We start from the raw sequence: 16,767 nt of genomic DNA, 5'->3' as shown, positions 1-16,767 counted from the left end.
TCCTGTGAGGAGAAACGGTATGCTCAATGACTTTATCATCTGGTCGTCGTTTATTGTTCCATGGCTGTCACTGTTTTTCTTGGACAAGCAAACCATCAAACGGTTCATGCCGGTCGCCATCTTTGCATCGCTCCTTGTAACGGTGCAGAATGAGCTCGCCTATACATACAAGTGGTGGGTGGTCAAAGAAACCATCCTGCCGCAGATTATTACCTATTTTCCGTTCGTATACGGAGCATTTTTGGTCGGAACAATCTGGATTTTTTATTTCACCTTTGGAAATTTTAAGCTTTACTTGCTGATCAATCTTGTCATCGATGCCATGTTTGCTTTTCCCTTGAATGAGTGGTTTGAGAGCCTTGGCCTGTATAAGCTTGTGAACTATACAAACTGGAAGATATATTTGACCTTTACGCTCATGGCAGTGCTGATCTATCTCTATCAGCTCTGGCAGCAGGAGGTACTCAAGGGAGGACCGGAATAGCCCTCCCTTTAAAACGTACAAATGGATTTCAAATGATACTGGAGCGCATCCATCATTTTCTGTTGCGGAAAAGAAGCAGGGTGCAGCAAGTGATGAATGGCAAGGCCATCGACTAATACATGCAGCCTGACCGCTTCTTCATCCGGATTACAATCCTCTTTCAGTAGTCCAAGATTAACGAGCAGCTGAATGATCGCGCTGATCCCTTCTTTCATTTCCACGTAAACATCTTCGCTTAGAGCACGCAGCTTTTCATCTACGAGTGTTTTGACTGAGAAAACGAGCCACACCTCCATTTCCAGTCTTCTCTCATCATCGATTGGTAGCAGCTCCGACAGGGCCTCTTTTACAAGGTCGATCGGATCCCCTTGGTACGTTTTGGACATTGTCCGTTCTTTCACCCGTTCGGAAACGAGATTCATGGAATATAAAAGCAGCTCAGACTGTGTGGAAAAGTAGTGCCTAAGGGCCCCCGCAGACAGTCCGGTCGCCTTTGCAATCTTCCGGACCGTCGCCTGCTCGATGCCTTCCTCGGCAATCACTTTCCACGTGGCTTCGGCTATTTGCTGTTTTCGTTTGTCATGATCGATTATTTTTGGCATGTTTTTATTATAACACAGTTGTATTATAAAAAACATTCTGCTACTATGAAATCATACACTTGTATGAAATAAGGGGGAGCTTACTTGATTGGCTGGCTGATTATTGCATGTGAAATAGGATTTTGGGTCTTTGTATTAGCAGGTTTGGCTGCAAGGTATCTTTTGAAAAAGAAGAAACTTGGCGCATTTTTACTGATTTGTACACCGGTTGTAGACCTGGTGCTGCTTGCAGCAACTGTTCTTGATTTGAAAAATGGCGCAACCGCCACCATGGTGCATGGAATTGCGGCCATATACATTGGAGTCAGCGTTGCGTTCGGCCACAGTATGATTAAATGGGCGGACCGGCACTTTGCCTACAGATTTGCCAATGGGGAAAAACCGCCGAAGAAGGCAAAGCATGGAGCAGAACATGCGAAGCGTGAACGGGAGGGCTGGCTTCGCCATCTCCTTGCATGGGGAATCGGCGCAGCCTTTCTTGGAGCGATTATTTTATATATCAACAATGGACAGCAGACAGATCAGCTGTTTAAAACACTGCAGATCTGGACGCTTGTGCTCGGTGTCGATTTTCTCATCAGCTTCAGCTACACCTTGTTTCCAAAGAAATTGGAGGCAAAAGGACGGGATATGTAAAGATATGAAAGGCGCACATTCTTCATTGAATGGCGCCTTTTTTGCATGATACAAATTGTCGCTGGCATAGGCATAATTAAAAGCTTTAAAAAGGGCTGATCAACTTGAAGCGAAATCCATATGTTCCGCTCATTGCCGGACTGAGCCTGATTTTCTTCGTTTATGTGATCGTCACGACCATCCAGCATGTTAAAGTATATCTTGTCTACAGTTCGGGGCTTGGGCCGTTTATTCTTGGAGGATTACTGCTTGCGGTGATTTTGGTGCTGATTGTGAAGGGGAGCGGGTACAGGTAGCAATTTAGATGGATGAAACTTTCTTTTCACGGAAACGTATTAGTTAGTAAGTCTATTTCCAGAAAGGGTACTGCTTCATGCTAAATACAGGAGATGTGATTTTTCAGATCTTTACCATTGCACTGATTGCTGGGACTGTGTCACTTATCATCCTTTTTTTCAAATCCCGAAACACAACAAAGAAGCGAATCGATAAACTTGAAAAAGAGATCATTGAGCTAAAAGCAAATACGCAGAAAGAAACAAATCAATGATTTTTTTAAAGCACCTGATATCCTTGCATCAGGTGTTTTGTTCATTTTACTCAAAGAAAACATAATGAAATTGCGGCTCCTTTTGCGGATTTTGATAAAAAACTGCGGTGTTTTTGGTAAGTCCATCACGATAAGTGAAAGGAAAATAGGCAGTTAGACTCATTAAAAAATGTGTCGAATCGGCAAACAGGGACTAAATGCTAATAGGTATAAATGGGAAATAGTGCTAAAATTTGAAGAGGTAAGTATACACAGGAGGTGCAAACCTTTGTCTTTATCAGCCCAAAACGCAAAGCTGCGCGACTTGGAAGAGAAGCTTTCTCGCCTGCGCACATGCAGCAGCCAATTGTCTGATCACCAGTATGACTTTTTCAGCAGCCGGCATCTGGCGGCAGAACCGGAATTAACGCCTGATACGTGGTACGGTGAGCTGTCCAATGAGTTTAATAGAATTCGGGAAAACGATATACAGCCGGCACATGAGGAGATTCACATGTCTCAATTTCGTGAAGTTTTCCAGGTGCTGGATCAAAAAATTCAGCAGATTATGACGGAGATTAACAGTGTAAAGGCATCCATTGCCTCACTTGAAGCAGAAGAGCGGAGAGAGGCATTGCTTTCGGAAAAAACCCGGTAAAGGGAGAGGAACGGATTGGGAACGGAAATAAAAATCCATTACGGAGAAATTGAAGAAGCTTTATCCGCCATGAAATCAGCTATCCATGCCTTTCAGACCGATTTTCCGTCAGGCATCGGCTCGGGAAATGAACTGGAAGCGATAAAAAAGCTGAACGAGGTAAATGAAGCCTGTCAAAAAGCGATGGAAACCTATAAAGAATTGCTGATTCTTAACGCAGACGCAACCCGGCAATCGGTCGATCAGATGAAAAAAGCAGACGAACATCTTTCCGCTGCGATTGCCGGAGGAAGGTGAGGAACGGATGACACATGTACTTGATGCTGATGCCTTTCACTCGGCCATTGAAAAAACGAAAGAAAAAATAACGTCACAAACAGTGCAGATCAAGCAGCTTGAAACGGCAGTAAAGGGAATCATTGATCTCGAAGATGCCTTCAAAGGCGAAGGCGGGGAAGCGATCCGCTATTTCTATGAGAAACATCACCTCCCTGTCATGTCAAGCTACTCTGCCTTTCTCGCACACTATCAAACAACGCTCGAGAGCATGAAAAAATCACTCCACAACCTGGAGCCCTCCCGTTCAGGCTATATCCGCCGGAGTTTTCTTGACCAGCAGGTCGAACAGGATTTAACCAGAGCCAGAGAGCGGACAAACCAGCTGACGAACGAAACGAACGCCACCATTAACAGGGTCGCTGACATCGTAGCACTGCCGAAAATAGACGACCGCTTCTTCGCAGAAATGGTGGAGAAAGCGAGACGAGAAAAAAATCAAACGAGCGAACAGCTCTCAGAATTTGACCATCGCCAGGCTTCGCTCTTGACGAACCTTGAGAATGAACTGCAGACCGTCGTAAAAAAAGTAAACGACTTGCAAAATCTCTTCCAGCCGGCTACTGTAAAAACAGATGGACAAGTCCAGGGCGCCAGCTGTGAAAAACCGGACACTACAGATGTAAAAGAGGATAAAAACCTCCTCCAAATCATCGGAGATGTCTTTGTCGGAATTGCCGAAGGGATCTACCAGTTTGTCAAAGATCTCATCGTCGGTCTCTTTGACCTGATCATCGCCATTTTCACAGATTTCCCTGGACTGGTCATGGGCATCATAAACGCCGTCATCAACATCGACGAAACCATCGGCGCCATGATAGGGGCCCTTGAAGCTGCATGGGAACGCGACGTCATCAACGGCGACGCCCGAAGCAGATCACGGTTCTTTACCTACGGCACCCTTTCAATTGCTGCCACCTTCTTCACAGGCGGCCTCGACAAAGTCAGCAAAGCCGGCAAACTGAGCAAACTCGGAAAACTGGCTGATGCAGAAAAACCAAAAAGCATTCCCTTCAACGTCATGGACACTGCAAAACTCAAAGACTACATGAAGGAAAACGTCATAAAAGAAGCCCACCGCTACAAAAAACAGATCAACGACTTTGTCCAGTCCAACCTGTTCAAAACCATCGTCAACATGAAAGCCCTCAGCAACCAGGCATCTGACATCTTCAGGAATGCCAAGCATGTATTGAACCCTGAGAAAATCAACGTCCTTTTGAAAAAGACTTATGAGGATGTTGTGAAGGGGCCGCTGGTTCGGACGAAGATGGGTATGGGGCGGATGGTAGATGATGTGTTGGATACAGAAATGCCAAATGTTTTCGCTGTCGAAGGACCTTTATATTCGAATACACTGAGAGATGTAGCAGGAAATGCTAAGGATACGATTATGAACGCTACGAAGAGTGTTGAGAAAGCTGTTGGGGATGTAAGTGGTATAATAGTGGAAAGAGTTAAGGGAAAAGAAAAACCCTTAGAACACTTACCTCGTATTAAAGAAATTGAAGTCATATTTAAGAGAAATGATAAACATGATACTGAAGAGTTTTTGAGACAATTAAAAGATCAGGAAAAGGGTATGAACGAGTTAACGATTGACGAATATTTGAAAAATAGAGAAAAGTATATAGCTGAAGGAAGGGCTATAGAAGGAAATGCTGCTCAAAAAATGGCAAGGCAAGAAGCACTTCAAGATAAAATTGCAGAACTACGAGAACAAGGACTTTCCAGAGCAGAGGCGAAAAAGCATGCTGCAAAATGGCTTGAAACAAAAGCAGCACTTCATAATCCAGATCAAATAGCTGGAGGAAAAGCAGACATTATTGGAGGTTTGGGTGATAAACGAGTAAATTCCTCGATAGGTTCACAATGGAAATATAGAATTGATATTGTCGATGAACAAATTCGGGACATTGCCAAGGATATGTCACTTGAACAGCTTAAGAATACATACTTAAATGTGAAGTTAACCGAATAACTACGCATTAATTTAAGGAGGGTACTTTAATTGGAAGGTATTTTTAACAATTTTACAAAGCATGGAACTGTTGAAAATGATGTTATTTTAAAATATAGGGATAAACTCCCTGAGGGCTTAATAGAAGCATGGAAACAATACGGTTTTGGTACTCTCGCAAATGACTTTATAAAAGTAATTAACCCTGATGATTATTTAGATATTTTAGAGAAAAGTTATTTAAGATATAATCAAGCCACTCCAATTTTTGCAACTGCTATGGGCGATATTATAGTATGGGAAAAAGGTAAGTATGTAAATTTAATCAATTACAGGAAGGGAATTGTCACTGTTGTTTCTTCTGGATTTAAATTCTTTTTCGAGGATTTAGAAGACGATGACTTTATGAATGATGAATTAATGTGGCAGCCTTATCCTGATGCGATTAGCAGATACGGTGCCCCTAACTATGATGAATGTTTTGGATACACTCCTCTGCTTGGTTTAGGTGGATCAGAAAAAGTAGAGAACCTCAAAAAAGTAAAATTGAAGGAACATATCCTTATAATTAATGAGTTTATGGGACCGATTCAGTAATAAAAGCTTATATCTTAGTATTAACATAAGCACTTGTTTACCTTATAGGTAACAAGTGCTTGTTTAATCCCCAGCTCGAATCGCATTTTTTTCATTTATGTAATAGTCAATACAATTAGGCATGTAAAAGTCTATCTCTTCTATAGCTCAGGCCTTGGTCCGTTCATTATAGGCGGATTATTGCTTCCAGTGATTTTAGTTTTGATTGTGAAGGGGATCGGTTATCGTTGAAAAGGCAGATCACAGCTTATATGGATCAGTCTTTTATTTTTTCGTATCTCTTCATGAAGTAGATTTCAGGTTTTTCTGCATTAAAAAAAGACCCAAAAAGGATCCTTGTGCTGTCATACATATTATTCTTTTGAAATTTTTTCATCGTTTTGCTGTTTCGTGCCCTTACTTGTATAAGGCTTAAAACTCTTCTTTTTATTGGCGCTAGCCTGCCAGCGATTCCAGCCTTTTTTGCCTGTTCCGCCGCCTGTCCCGCCTTTACTGCTCTTCGTTTTTGCTTTAGCTTTACCCATACTATCACTCCATTAATATTGAACGCTGAATCGCAGCGTGTTTATTTTAAGCGTATTATACCTACACTACCACAAACACCAGCCCTTATGTAAAAACCAAAAATAGTTCCAATATTCGATTTAAGTTTTATGATTCAATGTTTCAATCACTTCATCCCCTTTTTTCCATGAAACAATTGAAGCGCCTACCGTAAAAGCGTGCCCTCCGCCCAAACCTGCGGGCAATGTCATCAATCGGAATATTCCTTGAACAAATCCAGATGCGAATCTCATTCGGATATTCAATAAAGAAGACCCAGATTCTAACCCGTGCCATCGAAGACAGGACATTCACAAGATTTGCCGCCTCCGCATGATCTACCCCATAAGCAGCCAATTTCTCCTCCGTAAAATAAATAAAGGCAACCCCTTGCTCCGTCACTTTAAACGTTCTTAAAAACGCCTCTCGTAACCGAGCAAAACCGCTGCTTTTCTTATTCAGCTCATTATGAATCCGTTCAGGCCGAAAAGGAAACTTTCACAATGCCTTAACAGCCCTCATAGTACGCCGCAAAACAGTCCCGTTCAGCATACGTCCAGTATCCACAATAATTTCGGCATGCAAAGCCCCGGCTGCCTCTTTACAAACGGAAACGATTATTTTCTCTTTATTGATTTGCACAAAGAAGAAAATAGCATCAATTATCAGGACAAACAAATCAACGAAAACACATTCCAATGGCAGATACCGAACAGTACAACCCAAGGTTCTGAACGTGGAAAGAATATCATCTTCAACGCATCGAGATTTGAGAGTTCAAAAGTAATGATTTTAAAGATTCAATTCATTTTGATACATTAGGCTAAAAGGTCTAATTAGTATAAAAAAATAGATATATATAATCATAAGATAATTGTATTTTAAATGAATTTTTCTATTTATTTAGAAGATATGTAAATTATTATTGTGATTTATGTTAAGATATTCCTATAAATACAGGATTTTTTTTATATGTTATATTTTAGCTGTTTTTAATATAAATCACTTTTTTGAAAAGGTGGATAACTTATAATGAATGGTTTTGTTAATTATTTAAATTCATTAAATAACGCTAATAGTTCTAATGAAAATTCTTTGGCAGAAGCACAAGTTTCTAATAAGTTTTACAAGAAATTTCACATTGATCGAAATATAGGTAATTATCTTGTTCGAGAATTACAAAATAAACCCACTTGTATAATTCTAACGGGACACGCTGGAGATGGGAAAACTAGTTTGGTTTATCAAATTTTGAAAACTTTTAATCTATTTGATGATAACGAGGGTCTTAAAAAGTATGACCAGAGATATTCAGAAGATCTTGGACGAGAACTATTTTATATTAAGGATATGAGTGAGTTAGCAGAAATTGAACAAATCTCCCTTTTGAAGAGAGCTCTTCTTGGTAAGGAAAAAGGGATATCGTCAATTGTAGTTTCTAACACTGGTCCATTGATTGGTACATTTAAGCACTTAATTAAGGAAGACCTTGTTAAAAGTATTACAGTAGACGAAGCAGAAATGACCTTGTTAAAGTTAATGGATGAGAATCAAGGTATAGAAGCTAGTGTAGGAGATTCCGACATATTACTGATTAATATGGCTCGTATTGATAATGTAGTGCTAGTTCCTAAACTGATAGATCGAATAACTTCAGACGATATGTGGTCAAATTGTCAATCCTGTTTAAAAAAAGATTCCTGTCCTATTTACAATAATTACATATCTGTAAAAGAAAATAAGGAAAATATAGTTTATTTTATTACTAGTTATTATCGTTGGTTATTTGAATCAGATCGAAGACTAACAATTCGACAAATACTAGCACAACTATCTTATTCTATGACTGGGAATCAAAGATGCAACTCTATTACATCGCAATTTGGAGTTGATTTAAAGTTTAAATATCATTTTAGTAATTTATTTTTTGGATATAATGGCTCAAATATAAATGAGGAAGCTAAACAAATTCGTGGAATAAATGAACTTCAACAATTGGATTTAGATAGTAAAGAAACGAAATATGACTATGATTATTTTGTGAAAAATGATTTCTCTCATTTAACTCCTATTTCGAAAGCGATTACTTCAGAGATTTGGAACCGGAAATTACACAAATTTAAACTTAAACCCGCTGATTATATGCAAACTGAAGAACCTTATTTATTAAGAAAAGCAATACGTAGAATGAATATATTATTTGGTCAATATGATAGAGATTCTCAAAATGAGTTACTTGATGAACTATTTTCTCCTATATTTAGCAAATATGTTACTTATCGCAATAGAAAATGGACTATAAAAGAGAGCAGATACATGAAAACTACAATTTATAAAGCTTTGCATTACATTCTAGTTGGTACTCATCCAGTAAAAGATAAAGAAAAAATTTATTTACCATTGCAAAGGCAAGGTACTGGTATGCAAAATGTTCAGTTATTGTTGGGAGAGCTAAATGAAAATGACATTTCTGTCTCTCAACAATTAAGAAAATCAGCATTTGATAGTGATGAAGATCACTATGAGTTTTTTATTAATTTCTCAAGTAACAAAAAACATAAAATCCCATTAATGTTATTAGATTACTTTGATCGTATTGCTAAAGGAGCTGTCTCCACAAAAATTAACCCTTCCCTGAGTCATGGTATTGATAGTATGAAGTCTCAATTATTTTCTGACTATAAATATCGAGATGAGGAAGAAATAATTAGGCTCTTAATTCATACTTTAAAAGGACCAAAATTAACAAAGTTACAAATAGATGAATCCCAAATATTTGTTGATTAAGGAGCTGTATAAATGTCATTAACAATGTATAAGGATCATATTTTTCCGAATTTTGATAAAAATGTGAAAGGAGAAAATATCCAAATTCAAACTTATGGGCAAAGGCTATATAAAGATCAAACCCTGTATGAATATTTACTAGAGTTTTTGGTTATTTTTTCTTCACCTAAAAGCACAAAAGGGAAAGGTTTTGTCGAAGCTGACCATGCATTTAAATTTTTGATGAATACGAATAACAAGCAAATGGTTTACTATCCTTCCCCAAGGATGGGGTTAAAACGTTTTACATTTTTAAATCGCAGTGAACTAGAAAAACGATTCTTAGTTGATATAGATGCATTAGAAGAACATAGAGTTCTATTAAAAGATAAGATTCAAATAGATGATAATAATCTCAACAATGAATTTGTGTTGAATATAATTCAGGATCTGCTATATGGATTTAACGCTATAGTTGGTAAGCGATCTTGGTTTGCGCAATCTCTTCTACCAGTGGCTCCAGAACTTATTTTTTGTGAAGCTATTGGTAGTAAAAAAGAAAGACAGGCTTTGCAAAAAGATGCTTGGTCAAGAGATGTAGACGGAAAGTTTGATTTTAACTATAGAGCGTTTATGGCAAGAGGAGGAGAAGTATATTATCTTCACGTCCTACAAGGTATAGAGGAACAACCAGATATAAAGGAAGAATTAGAATTTCTTTTATATCAATTAATTAGCAATGTACCGCAATTAAGTACTATAGCTCAATTTATACAGAATACTTGGAGAAATGAGAAACATGCAGATCTCGAGTTAGAAGAAGGAAAATCTTTGGAAAAGATTGATTATGTAACAAAAACAATAGAGTGGATTCCAGATAATTATAGAAAGAGGTCAGCAAATACAGTACAAGAATTAAAAAACCTACTTGCATCATCTGTTAATATACTAGAGAAAATTGAGATGGTATCATCTCTTATTGCTTTACAAGTAATGCGAATGATGTGTCTTCAAGCACAATTATTATTAGATGGTAAGGATAATTGCGAGTGGTTAATTGATGTCATAAACGATCCAGGAAATCAAATCCGAAAGATGGCAGTTTCATCTTATGAAAAATTAGAAGAGAATGTATTCCGTGCTGTTCATCAAGCAAGTATAGAAGATTATAAAGAGAAAAATAAGACTAAGAGGGATGAAGAAGGTATGTATGAGGAAGCTTCAAAAGATACCAACAGACTCATAAGAAAATTAGGAAAACAACTCGGATTAATTGTACCACCAAAAGGTGGAAATATGCGCTTTAATATTAACGAGCATATTGTGAAAGTATTAGTTTTAGCTTTAGTCCCCCCAGGAGAAAGAATGCTGTATACAACTTTTTTAACAAAGTGCTATGACCACTTTAAGATTATTATTGGCCCTAATGAAGCAAAAAATCATTGGTTAGAGAATAAACACCTGGATTTAACAATGTTTGATTTGAATTCAGTAAAGTTCCAAGCAATGCTTAAAGACTGTGGTTTTTTAAGGGATTTGTCTGACTCTACTTCTATTGTAGAAAACCCATTTCAGGAGTGAACAAGGTGAAAGTATACATTAGTGAAATTATTAGCATATTACAAGAAAATATCGACTTCACAGATAAAGGTAAAGCGTATCTTTTTCGCTTAGATAACTTTGTGCATCCTCAGATTTACTTGCAGGTATGTAGATATTTAAAAGCAGTCGCTTATAAAGATGGATTGAATTTTAATGCTAAGTTATCTAAAGAACAGTATTTTGCTTTTCGTAAACATCAGGAGTTAATTCCTTTCCTCACGGAGTTAGATCAGGAGGGATTGGTAGAACAAGATGCTCAAATGACAACTTGGAGAAACACTGTTGCTGAAAAAAAAGGAATCTTATTCTTAATGGGAACGGAAAGCGTTCAAGATAAAGGTGGACTAGCTGATTTCTATAAAATCTCACCAGAGATAATCGAACGACGTATAGGTAAAAAATATGCCAACTTGTTTATAAATCTAATTGATATTGAAAACCAATACGAAAAGACAGCTGTTAATGCCTTCATAGAACACTTGTTTCGAGTAGTTCCTAAGGATTTATATAAGCTTAGTTGTATTATTGATAGATTAGAAGATGAAAAAATAAGTGGCGGGGACGAAGTTCTGGGTGCAATAGGAAGAGATTTTGTAAATGATTGGGGTCTTCCATGTATAGATGGGTTCGACAGTAAAACTATGGCCAATTTAGGTAAAGGGAAAAAATTTGATCTTATTGATAAAGCCAATAAGTTTAAGACTAGAGCTGATTTTAAAGATGGCTTAACCAAAGCTAAATTCAATAAATTGTTAAAGAAAATAGAAGAATTCAAAAATAATAATGAAAAACTAGAAGAATACACTGAAAGTGTTAATCGCGCTAAGGAACTGTTTGGATCTTTTGATAATTTCGAGAAGGCACTTATTGATTATTTTAAAGGGAAAAACTTAGAAATTTTAAGACCTAAACTTTTTCAATTAGACTTTAAGTTTATAAATTCTATTATTAACTTTAAGACCGAAAATTCACCCAAGACATCAAAAGATACAATTGTAAAAGTATACGGATCTCCAATGGAGGCTCTTGCTAAGATAATATTTAATAGCTTATCAATGTTAAAAAAAATTACAGATAATGAAGATAAGCCAAATCTACAATTTTCAATTATTGAAGCTGTACTTTCTAATTACATTGAGGATAATCAATATGATCTATATAACTCATGGTCAAAGGTTTGTTTTGCAACTGGTGGCCTAATCGAGTACATACAAGAGGAGTTAGAAGACGAAGTAGAACTTTCATTTAAAGATAATAAGGACCCATTTGAAATATCTAACGCAGATGACTTATCTATTAAGCCTACAAAAGGCACTCAAACTCTTTCTTACATTATTATATCTGTAGCAGTTAAAGGAATTGAAAGGCAATTGGAGTATAAATGGGTATTCAATCCCAATGAATATTGGCTTAATACATTTGATGTAAATTTATTAGATGAATTAATTGACTCATCTCAAAATTCTTTAAGGTTTTTACCTATTTTCTATAGTGATTCCTTAGGGAATCTTTTAAGCAGTGTTGATGCTGATATTTTCTTTCATCAGTTAAATGGTGCTGAACAAAAATACATTAATGTTTTTGATTTGCTCCCAAAAGAACTTCAAGAAGGACAAATAGCATCCAAACTTTACCAATTAAGCAACACATTCTTAGAATTTATAATTGATTTGAAAAATAAGGGTTTTTATAACACTGTAAATGTTAGAAAATCGAATACGGCACTTAGATTTGTGGACAAGTATACTGAAATTATTCGGTCATTGATAAAAAATTCATCTTCAATTACAACATCTGAAAAAAAGTATGTACATCTTATCAGCAATCTTTTCTTAATATTGCAATCTAAAGATACTACAAGAGAAAAATATTTAAAAGGAGCTATTGTGCCTCCACTTCATCCAGCGATGCAAGAGAAAATGATTGAGCAACACGCATTTTATAGAAAAGGTCTGAAAACTCTTATAGATGAAACGCATCATTATTCATTGAATAAGCAATTCGAAAAAGTAATAGAAAATATAACAAGACAATCAACAATTATTTCAGGGTTAGATAATATTATTTCTGATATTTCAAGTAGTCGATTAACTAAAGAAGTGTTTGGATATTATGGACTTCATGGAGAGATATTAGAAGAAACAGCATTAGAAACTGTTACACTTCTAGATGGAGAAATAGTATTTGATGAAGATTTCAATACAAAGGAAATGCTCACAAATTCCTTTATGTCTAGATTAATTGAAGGAAAGCTAACCGAATATGTTCAAACGTTTCCAGCACAATCAGATTGTATAAAAATAGGTTTTTTGAATTTTGAACATCTCCAACCAGTAGTTTCGGGAGTTCATGCTTTTATAGGGAAATTAAAAGAAATATCTCATCCAATAAATATAAAACTGCAAATTATTTCACCAAGTCACCTTCAGGAAGGAAGAACATATGTAAACTATTGGCTAGATAATTTCTTTAACGAAGAAGATAATGTCAAGATAGAAACATATTATAGAAATGTTAATATTGAAAACGGTAATTATTTAGTCATAGAAGAGGTATTGCTCAATCACGATATGATTTTTGTGAAGAATGTCATGTCAGCTGGTAAGATTGCATATCGAAATACAGGCGAAGCGAATATTTCACCAACTGAAATGAGATTTCCAATGGTGTTCCATCCGCTACCTGTTTTTGATAATGATTCTTTAAGAAGAGTTTCTATTAGTCAAAGGCAATTTCAAGCAGCTTTTATGCATTCTCAATTAACACATTGGATTGAATATCCTGACAGTAAAGAAGGCGTATATAGAGTTGAAAAAGAACTCTATATGTCTGAGCAGATGAGAAAAACATTAGAAATCATACATAGTAAAGCTAGGTGGGTAGTTACCTTAGATACAGCTTTAGATAAAAGTTTTTTTGACAGAAACAAAGTAATTAGTTTTTCAACTGGTGAAGGCCCATATGGAGAATTAAATATGACAGTTTCAGCTTCAAATAAAGTCAGAGAAGATGTAGTGAATCGTCTTACTAAGAGACTAAAAGACTTGTTCCCTTCATGGGACCGAGATAAGCTTAATGCCTGTTCTGAGAATTGTATTGAACAGTCTAAGGATCTAGACGGTATAAAAATTTTAAAAGCTTTAAACCCTTATGATTATGAAGTTCATAGCTTCTTATCCTATATTCTTTCATTTAATAGTCTTTCTATTAATTCGCATGATGAAGAAGTAATTCTAAGAGCTTATATACCAATGGATTCATACATGCATTGGTTTTTGGATGCTTCTAATAGACCTGATTATTTATTGGTGGAAATTAGAAAAAATTCAATAAAACCTGATTTTATTGAAATAAATGCTACTATTGTTGAATGTAAAATGGGTAAAGAAAGTAATGTACATGTAGAAAAGGGCCTAACACAAATAACAAATAGTATTAGTTATCTTTCAGAGATATTTAATGGATCATCAATATCATATAATAAGAGGTACTGGTTTGCACAATTGTACCGTGCTCTAGTATTTGCACCAAATTTTGTTTCTAATATTGAAAAAGATCAAATAGATTTTAACAAAAGTCTTATAAACATATTAGATGGGAAATTCAAAGTGAACTGGTCTGGAAAATTGCTCACTTATTGGCTAGATCAAAAACAAGAAGAATCTAGTCAGGAATCAATACTGATTGAACAAGCAGGCTTAACTATTAGTCATGAGTCTTTTGGTCAGCTGTATATACAAAAGCACTTGTTGCCTCGAGAGATGTCAGAAGATGTTAAATATGAAGATATAGGCAAGAATCTACTGAGTTTTGCTAATAATCGCAATGATTTCGAAACTCTGGTTGAAGAACATGAATATGAGCTAATAGATGAACAAGTGATTATAGATGTAATTGAAAGTGATTCTGAAATCATTGATCGTGCTTTTAAGCCAAGAGAAGAAAATATTATACATTCAAAGGAAGTTAATAGGTTTGATGACAAAAAAATTGAAAAAGAATTTCCAAAAATAGCTGATGCAAGTATGGTCGCTGAAAATGAAGAAGATTTCAGTGATGAAAACAAGAAAAATAATTATGGGACTATACCACTTGAAAAAGTCCGTGTTTTGTTAGGAAAAGATGCTAGAAATCAACAAAATATATACTGGGAGTACGGTCATCAACAGTTAGAAAACAGACACATTCTTATATCAGGGAAATCAGGAGTGGGTAAGACTTACTTCATTCAATGTTTACTTTTCGAATTAGCTAACAATGGCATATCTAGTATAGTCTTTGATTACACAGATGGATTCAAAAAAACGAAATTAGAACCTGAATTTAATGAAAGTCTTAAGGATAATATCGAACAGTTTTTGGTATTTAAAAATAAATTTCCAATAAACCCATTTAAAAGAACTTTAAAAGAATTAGATGAGAATGAATACTATCCCGAAAGCGATGAGGATGTAGCAGATAGAATTAAGAGCGTATTTATGGCTGTTTATAAAGATATAGGTTCGCAACAAGCAAATTCATTGTATCAAGCAACCAAAGAAGGTTTACGTAAATATGGAGATGAGATGGACCTACAACACTTGGGTTCTGAATTAGAGGCGTTAGGTACATCGTATGCTTTAACAACTTTATCAAAACTGCAGTCAATTATTGATAGGAATCCTTTTGATACTAAATCCAGCTATAACTGGGACAAACACCTTGAAAAAAAAGGAAAAGTGTTTATTGTTCAGTTAACCGGTTTTAACAGGGATGTTCAACTTGTTATTACAGAGTTTATTCTTTGGGATTTGTGGAATTATCTATTGTCACATGGCGATAAATCTAGACCGTTCCCAGCCATAATAGATGAAGCACAAAATTTAGATCATAGTGAAAAATCTCCTAGTGCAAAAATTCTAACAGAGGGTAGAAAATTTGGTTGGTCTGGCTGGTATGCTACCCAGTTTATGCAGGGACAATTATCTAAAGATGAAATACAAAGAATACAAAATGCTAGTCAAAAAATTTACTTTTCACCACCAGAGGAAGAAATCAATAATATTGCATCTTATTTAGATACTGATTCCTATAAACGAAAAGAATGGGCAAAAAAACTAGCTGGATTGAGAAAAGGTCAGTGTGTTGTGTGGGGGCCTACGCTGAAATCAGATGGTAATTTGCAAAGAATGGCTCCAAGAATAGTTGACGTATCGCCATTTTCTGAAAGGATGAATTAGTAATGAGTTATTCTATGAATTTCCATCAAACTTTTTCTCCAGAAAGAGAAGCAATTGCTCAATTAGTGCAACTCACTAAACTTTGTAGTGTTTATCTTAGTAAAGAAGAAATATCACAAAAAACTACAATTCCTACCGGGGAACGTTCAGGTAAAGTGGTTCCGCATATTAACTATGCTGAAATAATGGGACTTTTAGATTTTGAGATTAAAGGAGGAGCTTATAGGCTCACTCCTACTCTTTTGGGAGAACTCATAAAGACAGAAGATCCATACCTCGGTGAGCCTATTACTATGTGGGCTTGCCATTATAATTTAGCTTCGAAAGATTCAAAAGCTAAGTTATGGAGTTTTATATTTAATGAAGTAGTACAACAGCTTGGCTCATCTTTTTTAAAGGAAGTCCTTCCAATTATAGTGAATAAAAAATTTGAAATTGATGTTAATCTCACTCCTTTTCGTTCTTGTTATCTTAACAGTAGAAGTTTTTCAACTTTAGGTTTGATTAATGAAGAAGGTAATTATTATTCATTTGTTCCTCATAAAATTGAACCTTCCTTTAAATATTTGTATGGTTATCAGTTACTTAATAGTTGGGAAAAACACTTAAGTGATAGGACAGAAATTACAATTTATGATATTAAAGATAAATTATTCTTTGGCAACCCTTATTTATGGAGTGACCAAGAAATCCTTAATGTACTTGATCTATTACAAGATGAAAAAATAATTGTATTAAATCGACAGTTAAATCCCTTATCTGCCGTAAGACAAGCTAATTCTAAGGATTTGATATCTCAAATCTATTCTTTGTTGATATAAATGGAGGACTAAAG

15 protein-coding genes are annotated in these 16,767 nt (G+C 35.8%); 13 read left to right on the top strand and 2 right to left on the bottom strand.

All coding sequences use genetic code 11. The features are described 5' to 3' along the window. Nucleotides 1-19: 19 nt before the first annotated feature. Nucleotides 20-484, top strand: coding sequence for a hypothetical protein (locus tag RKD52_RS15710; RefSeq protein ID WP_454100434.1), 465 nt, complete (start codon nucleotides 20-22; stop codon nucleotides 482-484). Nucleotides 485-492: 8 nt separating this feature from the next. Here RKD52_RS15710 and RKD52_RS15705 read toward each other — a convergent pair whose 3' ends face one another. Beyond that, on the bottom strand, nucleotides 493-1,086 hold the full coding sequence (locus RKD52_RS15705) for a TetR/AcrR family transcriptional regulator (RefSeq protein WP_454100433.1): 594 nt from the start codon (nucleotides 1,084-1,086) through the stop codon (nucleotides 493-495). Nucleotides 1,087-1,170: 84 nt separating this feature from the next. On the opposite strand from RKD52_RS15705, the gene RKD52_RS15700 reads away from it, so the two are divergent. From RKD52_RS15700 to RKD52_RS15670, 7 genes are all read left to right on the top strand, one after another. After that, on the top strand, nucleotides 1,171-1,722 hold the full coding sequence (locus RKD52_RS15700) for a hypothetical protein (RefSeq protein ID WP_454100432.1): 552 nt from the start codon (nucleotides 1,171-1,173) through the stop codon (nucleotides 1,720-1,722). A 104-nt stretch (nucleotides 1,723-1,826) separates the two neighbouring features. Beyond that, nucleotides 1,827-2,018 (top strand): hypothetical protein, encoded by a 192-nt coding sequence (locus RKD52_RS15695; protein WP_454100431.1) that lies wholly within the window; start codon nucleotides 1,827-1,829, stop codon nucleotides 2,016-2,018. 77 nt (nucleotides 2,019-2,095) lie between these two features. After that, the gene (locus tag RKD52_RS15690; RefSeq protein WP_454100430.1) at nucleotides 2,096-2,272 is read left to right on the top strand and encodes a hypothetical protein; all 177 of its coding nucleotides are present in this window, start codon (nucleotides 2,096-2,098) and stop codon (nucleotides 2,270-2,272) included. Nucleotides 2,273-2,540: 268 nt separating this feature from the next. Then, complete coding sequence (locus RKD52_RS15685) at nucleotides 2,541-2,909, top strand: YwqH-like family protein (RefSeq protein WP_454100429.1); 369 nt, start codon at nucleotides 2,541-2,543, stop codon at nucleotides 2,907-2,909. 15 nt (nucleotides 2,910-2,924) lie between these two features. Further along, nucleotides 2,925-3,206 (top strand): YwqI/YxiC family protein, encoded by a 282-nt coding sequence (locus RKD52_RS15680; protein ID WP_454100428.1) that lies wholly within the window; start codon nucleotides 2,925-2,927, stop codon nucleotides 3,204-3,206. 7 nt (nucleotides 3,207-3,213) lie between these two features. Further along, the gene (locus RKD52_RS15675; protein ID WP_454100427.1) at nucleotides 3,214-5,226 is read left to right on the top strand and encodes a T7SS effector LXG polymorphic toxin; all 2,013 of its coding nucleotides are present in this window, start codon (nucleotides 3,214-3,216) and stop codon (nucleotides 5,224-5,226) included. 30 nt (nucleotides 5,227-5,256) lie between these two features. Continuing rightward, on the top strand, nucleotides 5,257-5,802 hold the full coding sequence (locus RKD52_RS15670) for a T6SS immunity protein Tdi1 domain-containing protein (RefSeq protein ID WP_454100426.1): 546 nt from the start codon (nucleotides 5,257-5,259) through the stop codon (nucleotides 5,800-5,802). A gap of 353 nt (nucleotides 5,803-6,155) precedes the next feature. Here RKD52_RS15670 and RKD52_RS15665 read toward each other — a convergent pair whose 3' ends face one another. Next, complete coding sequence (locus RKD52_RS15665; RefSeq protein ID WP_454100425.1) at nucleotides 6,156-6,326, bottom strand: DUF3934 family protein; 171 nt, start codon at nucleotides 6,324-6,326, stop codon at nucleotides 6,156-6,158. Nucleotides 6,327-6,813: 487 nt separating this feature from the next. Here RKD52_RS15665 and RKD52_RS15660 point away from each other — a divergent pair, with 487 nt between their 5' ends. The 5 genes from RKD52_RS15660 to RKD52_RS15640 all read left to right on the top strand — a co-directional run bounded on the left by RKD52_RS15660 (nucleotide 6,814) and on the right by RKD52_RS15640 (nucleotide 16,753). Beyond that, the gene (locus tag RKD52_RS15660) at nucleotides 6,814-7,167 is read left to right on the top strand and encodes a DUF3427 domain-containing protein (RefSeq protein WP_454100424.1); all 354 of its coding nucleotides are present in this window, start codon (nucleotides 6,814-6,816) and stop codon (nucleotides 7,165-7,167) included. 210 nt (nucleotides 7,168-7,377) lie between these two features. Continuing rightward, on the top strand, nucleotides 7,378-9,132 hold the full coding sequence (locus tag RKD52_RS15655) for a hypothetical protein (protein ID WP_454100423.1): 1,755 nt from the start codon (nucleotides 7,378-7,380) through the stop codon (nucleotides 9,130-9,132). Nucleotides 9,133-9,144: 12 nt separating this feature from the next. Beyond that, complete coding sequence (locus RKD52_RS15650; RefSeq protein WP_454100422.1) at nucleotides 9,145-10,692, top strand: hypothetical protein; 1,548 nt, start codon at nucleotides 9,145-9,147, stop codon at nucleotides 10,690-10,692. Between the two features lie 5 nt (nucleotides 10,693-10,697). Beyond that, nucleotides 10,698-15,932 (top strand): ATP-binding protein, encoded by a 5,235-nt coding sequence (locus RKD52_RS15645; protein WP_454100421.1) that lies wholly within the window; start codon nucleotides 10,698-10,700, stop codon nucleotides 15,930-15,932. Between the two features lie 2 nt (nucleotides 15,933-15,934). Then, nucleotides 15,935-16,753 (top strand): DUF4007 family protein, encoded by an 819-nt coding sequence (locus RKD52_RS15640; RefSeq protein WP_454100420.1) that lies wholly within the window; start codon nucleotides 15,935-15,937, stop codon nucleotides 16,751-16,753. Nucleotides 16,754-16,767 lie beyond the last annotated feature (14 nt).

It is taken from the genome of Metabacillus sp. SLBN-84, assembly GCF_053629595.1.
Note: the sequence above shows the minus strand (reverse complement) of the source record. Positions and strands in the feature narration are given on the sequence as shown.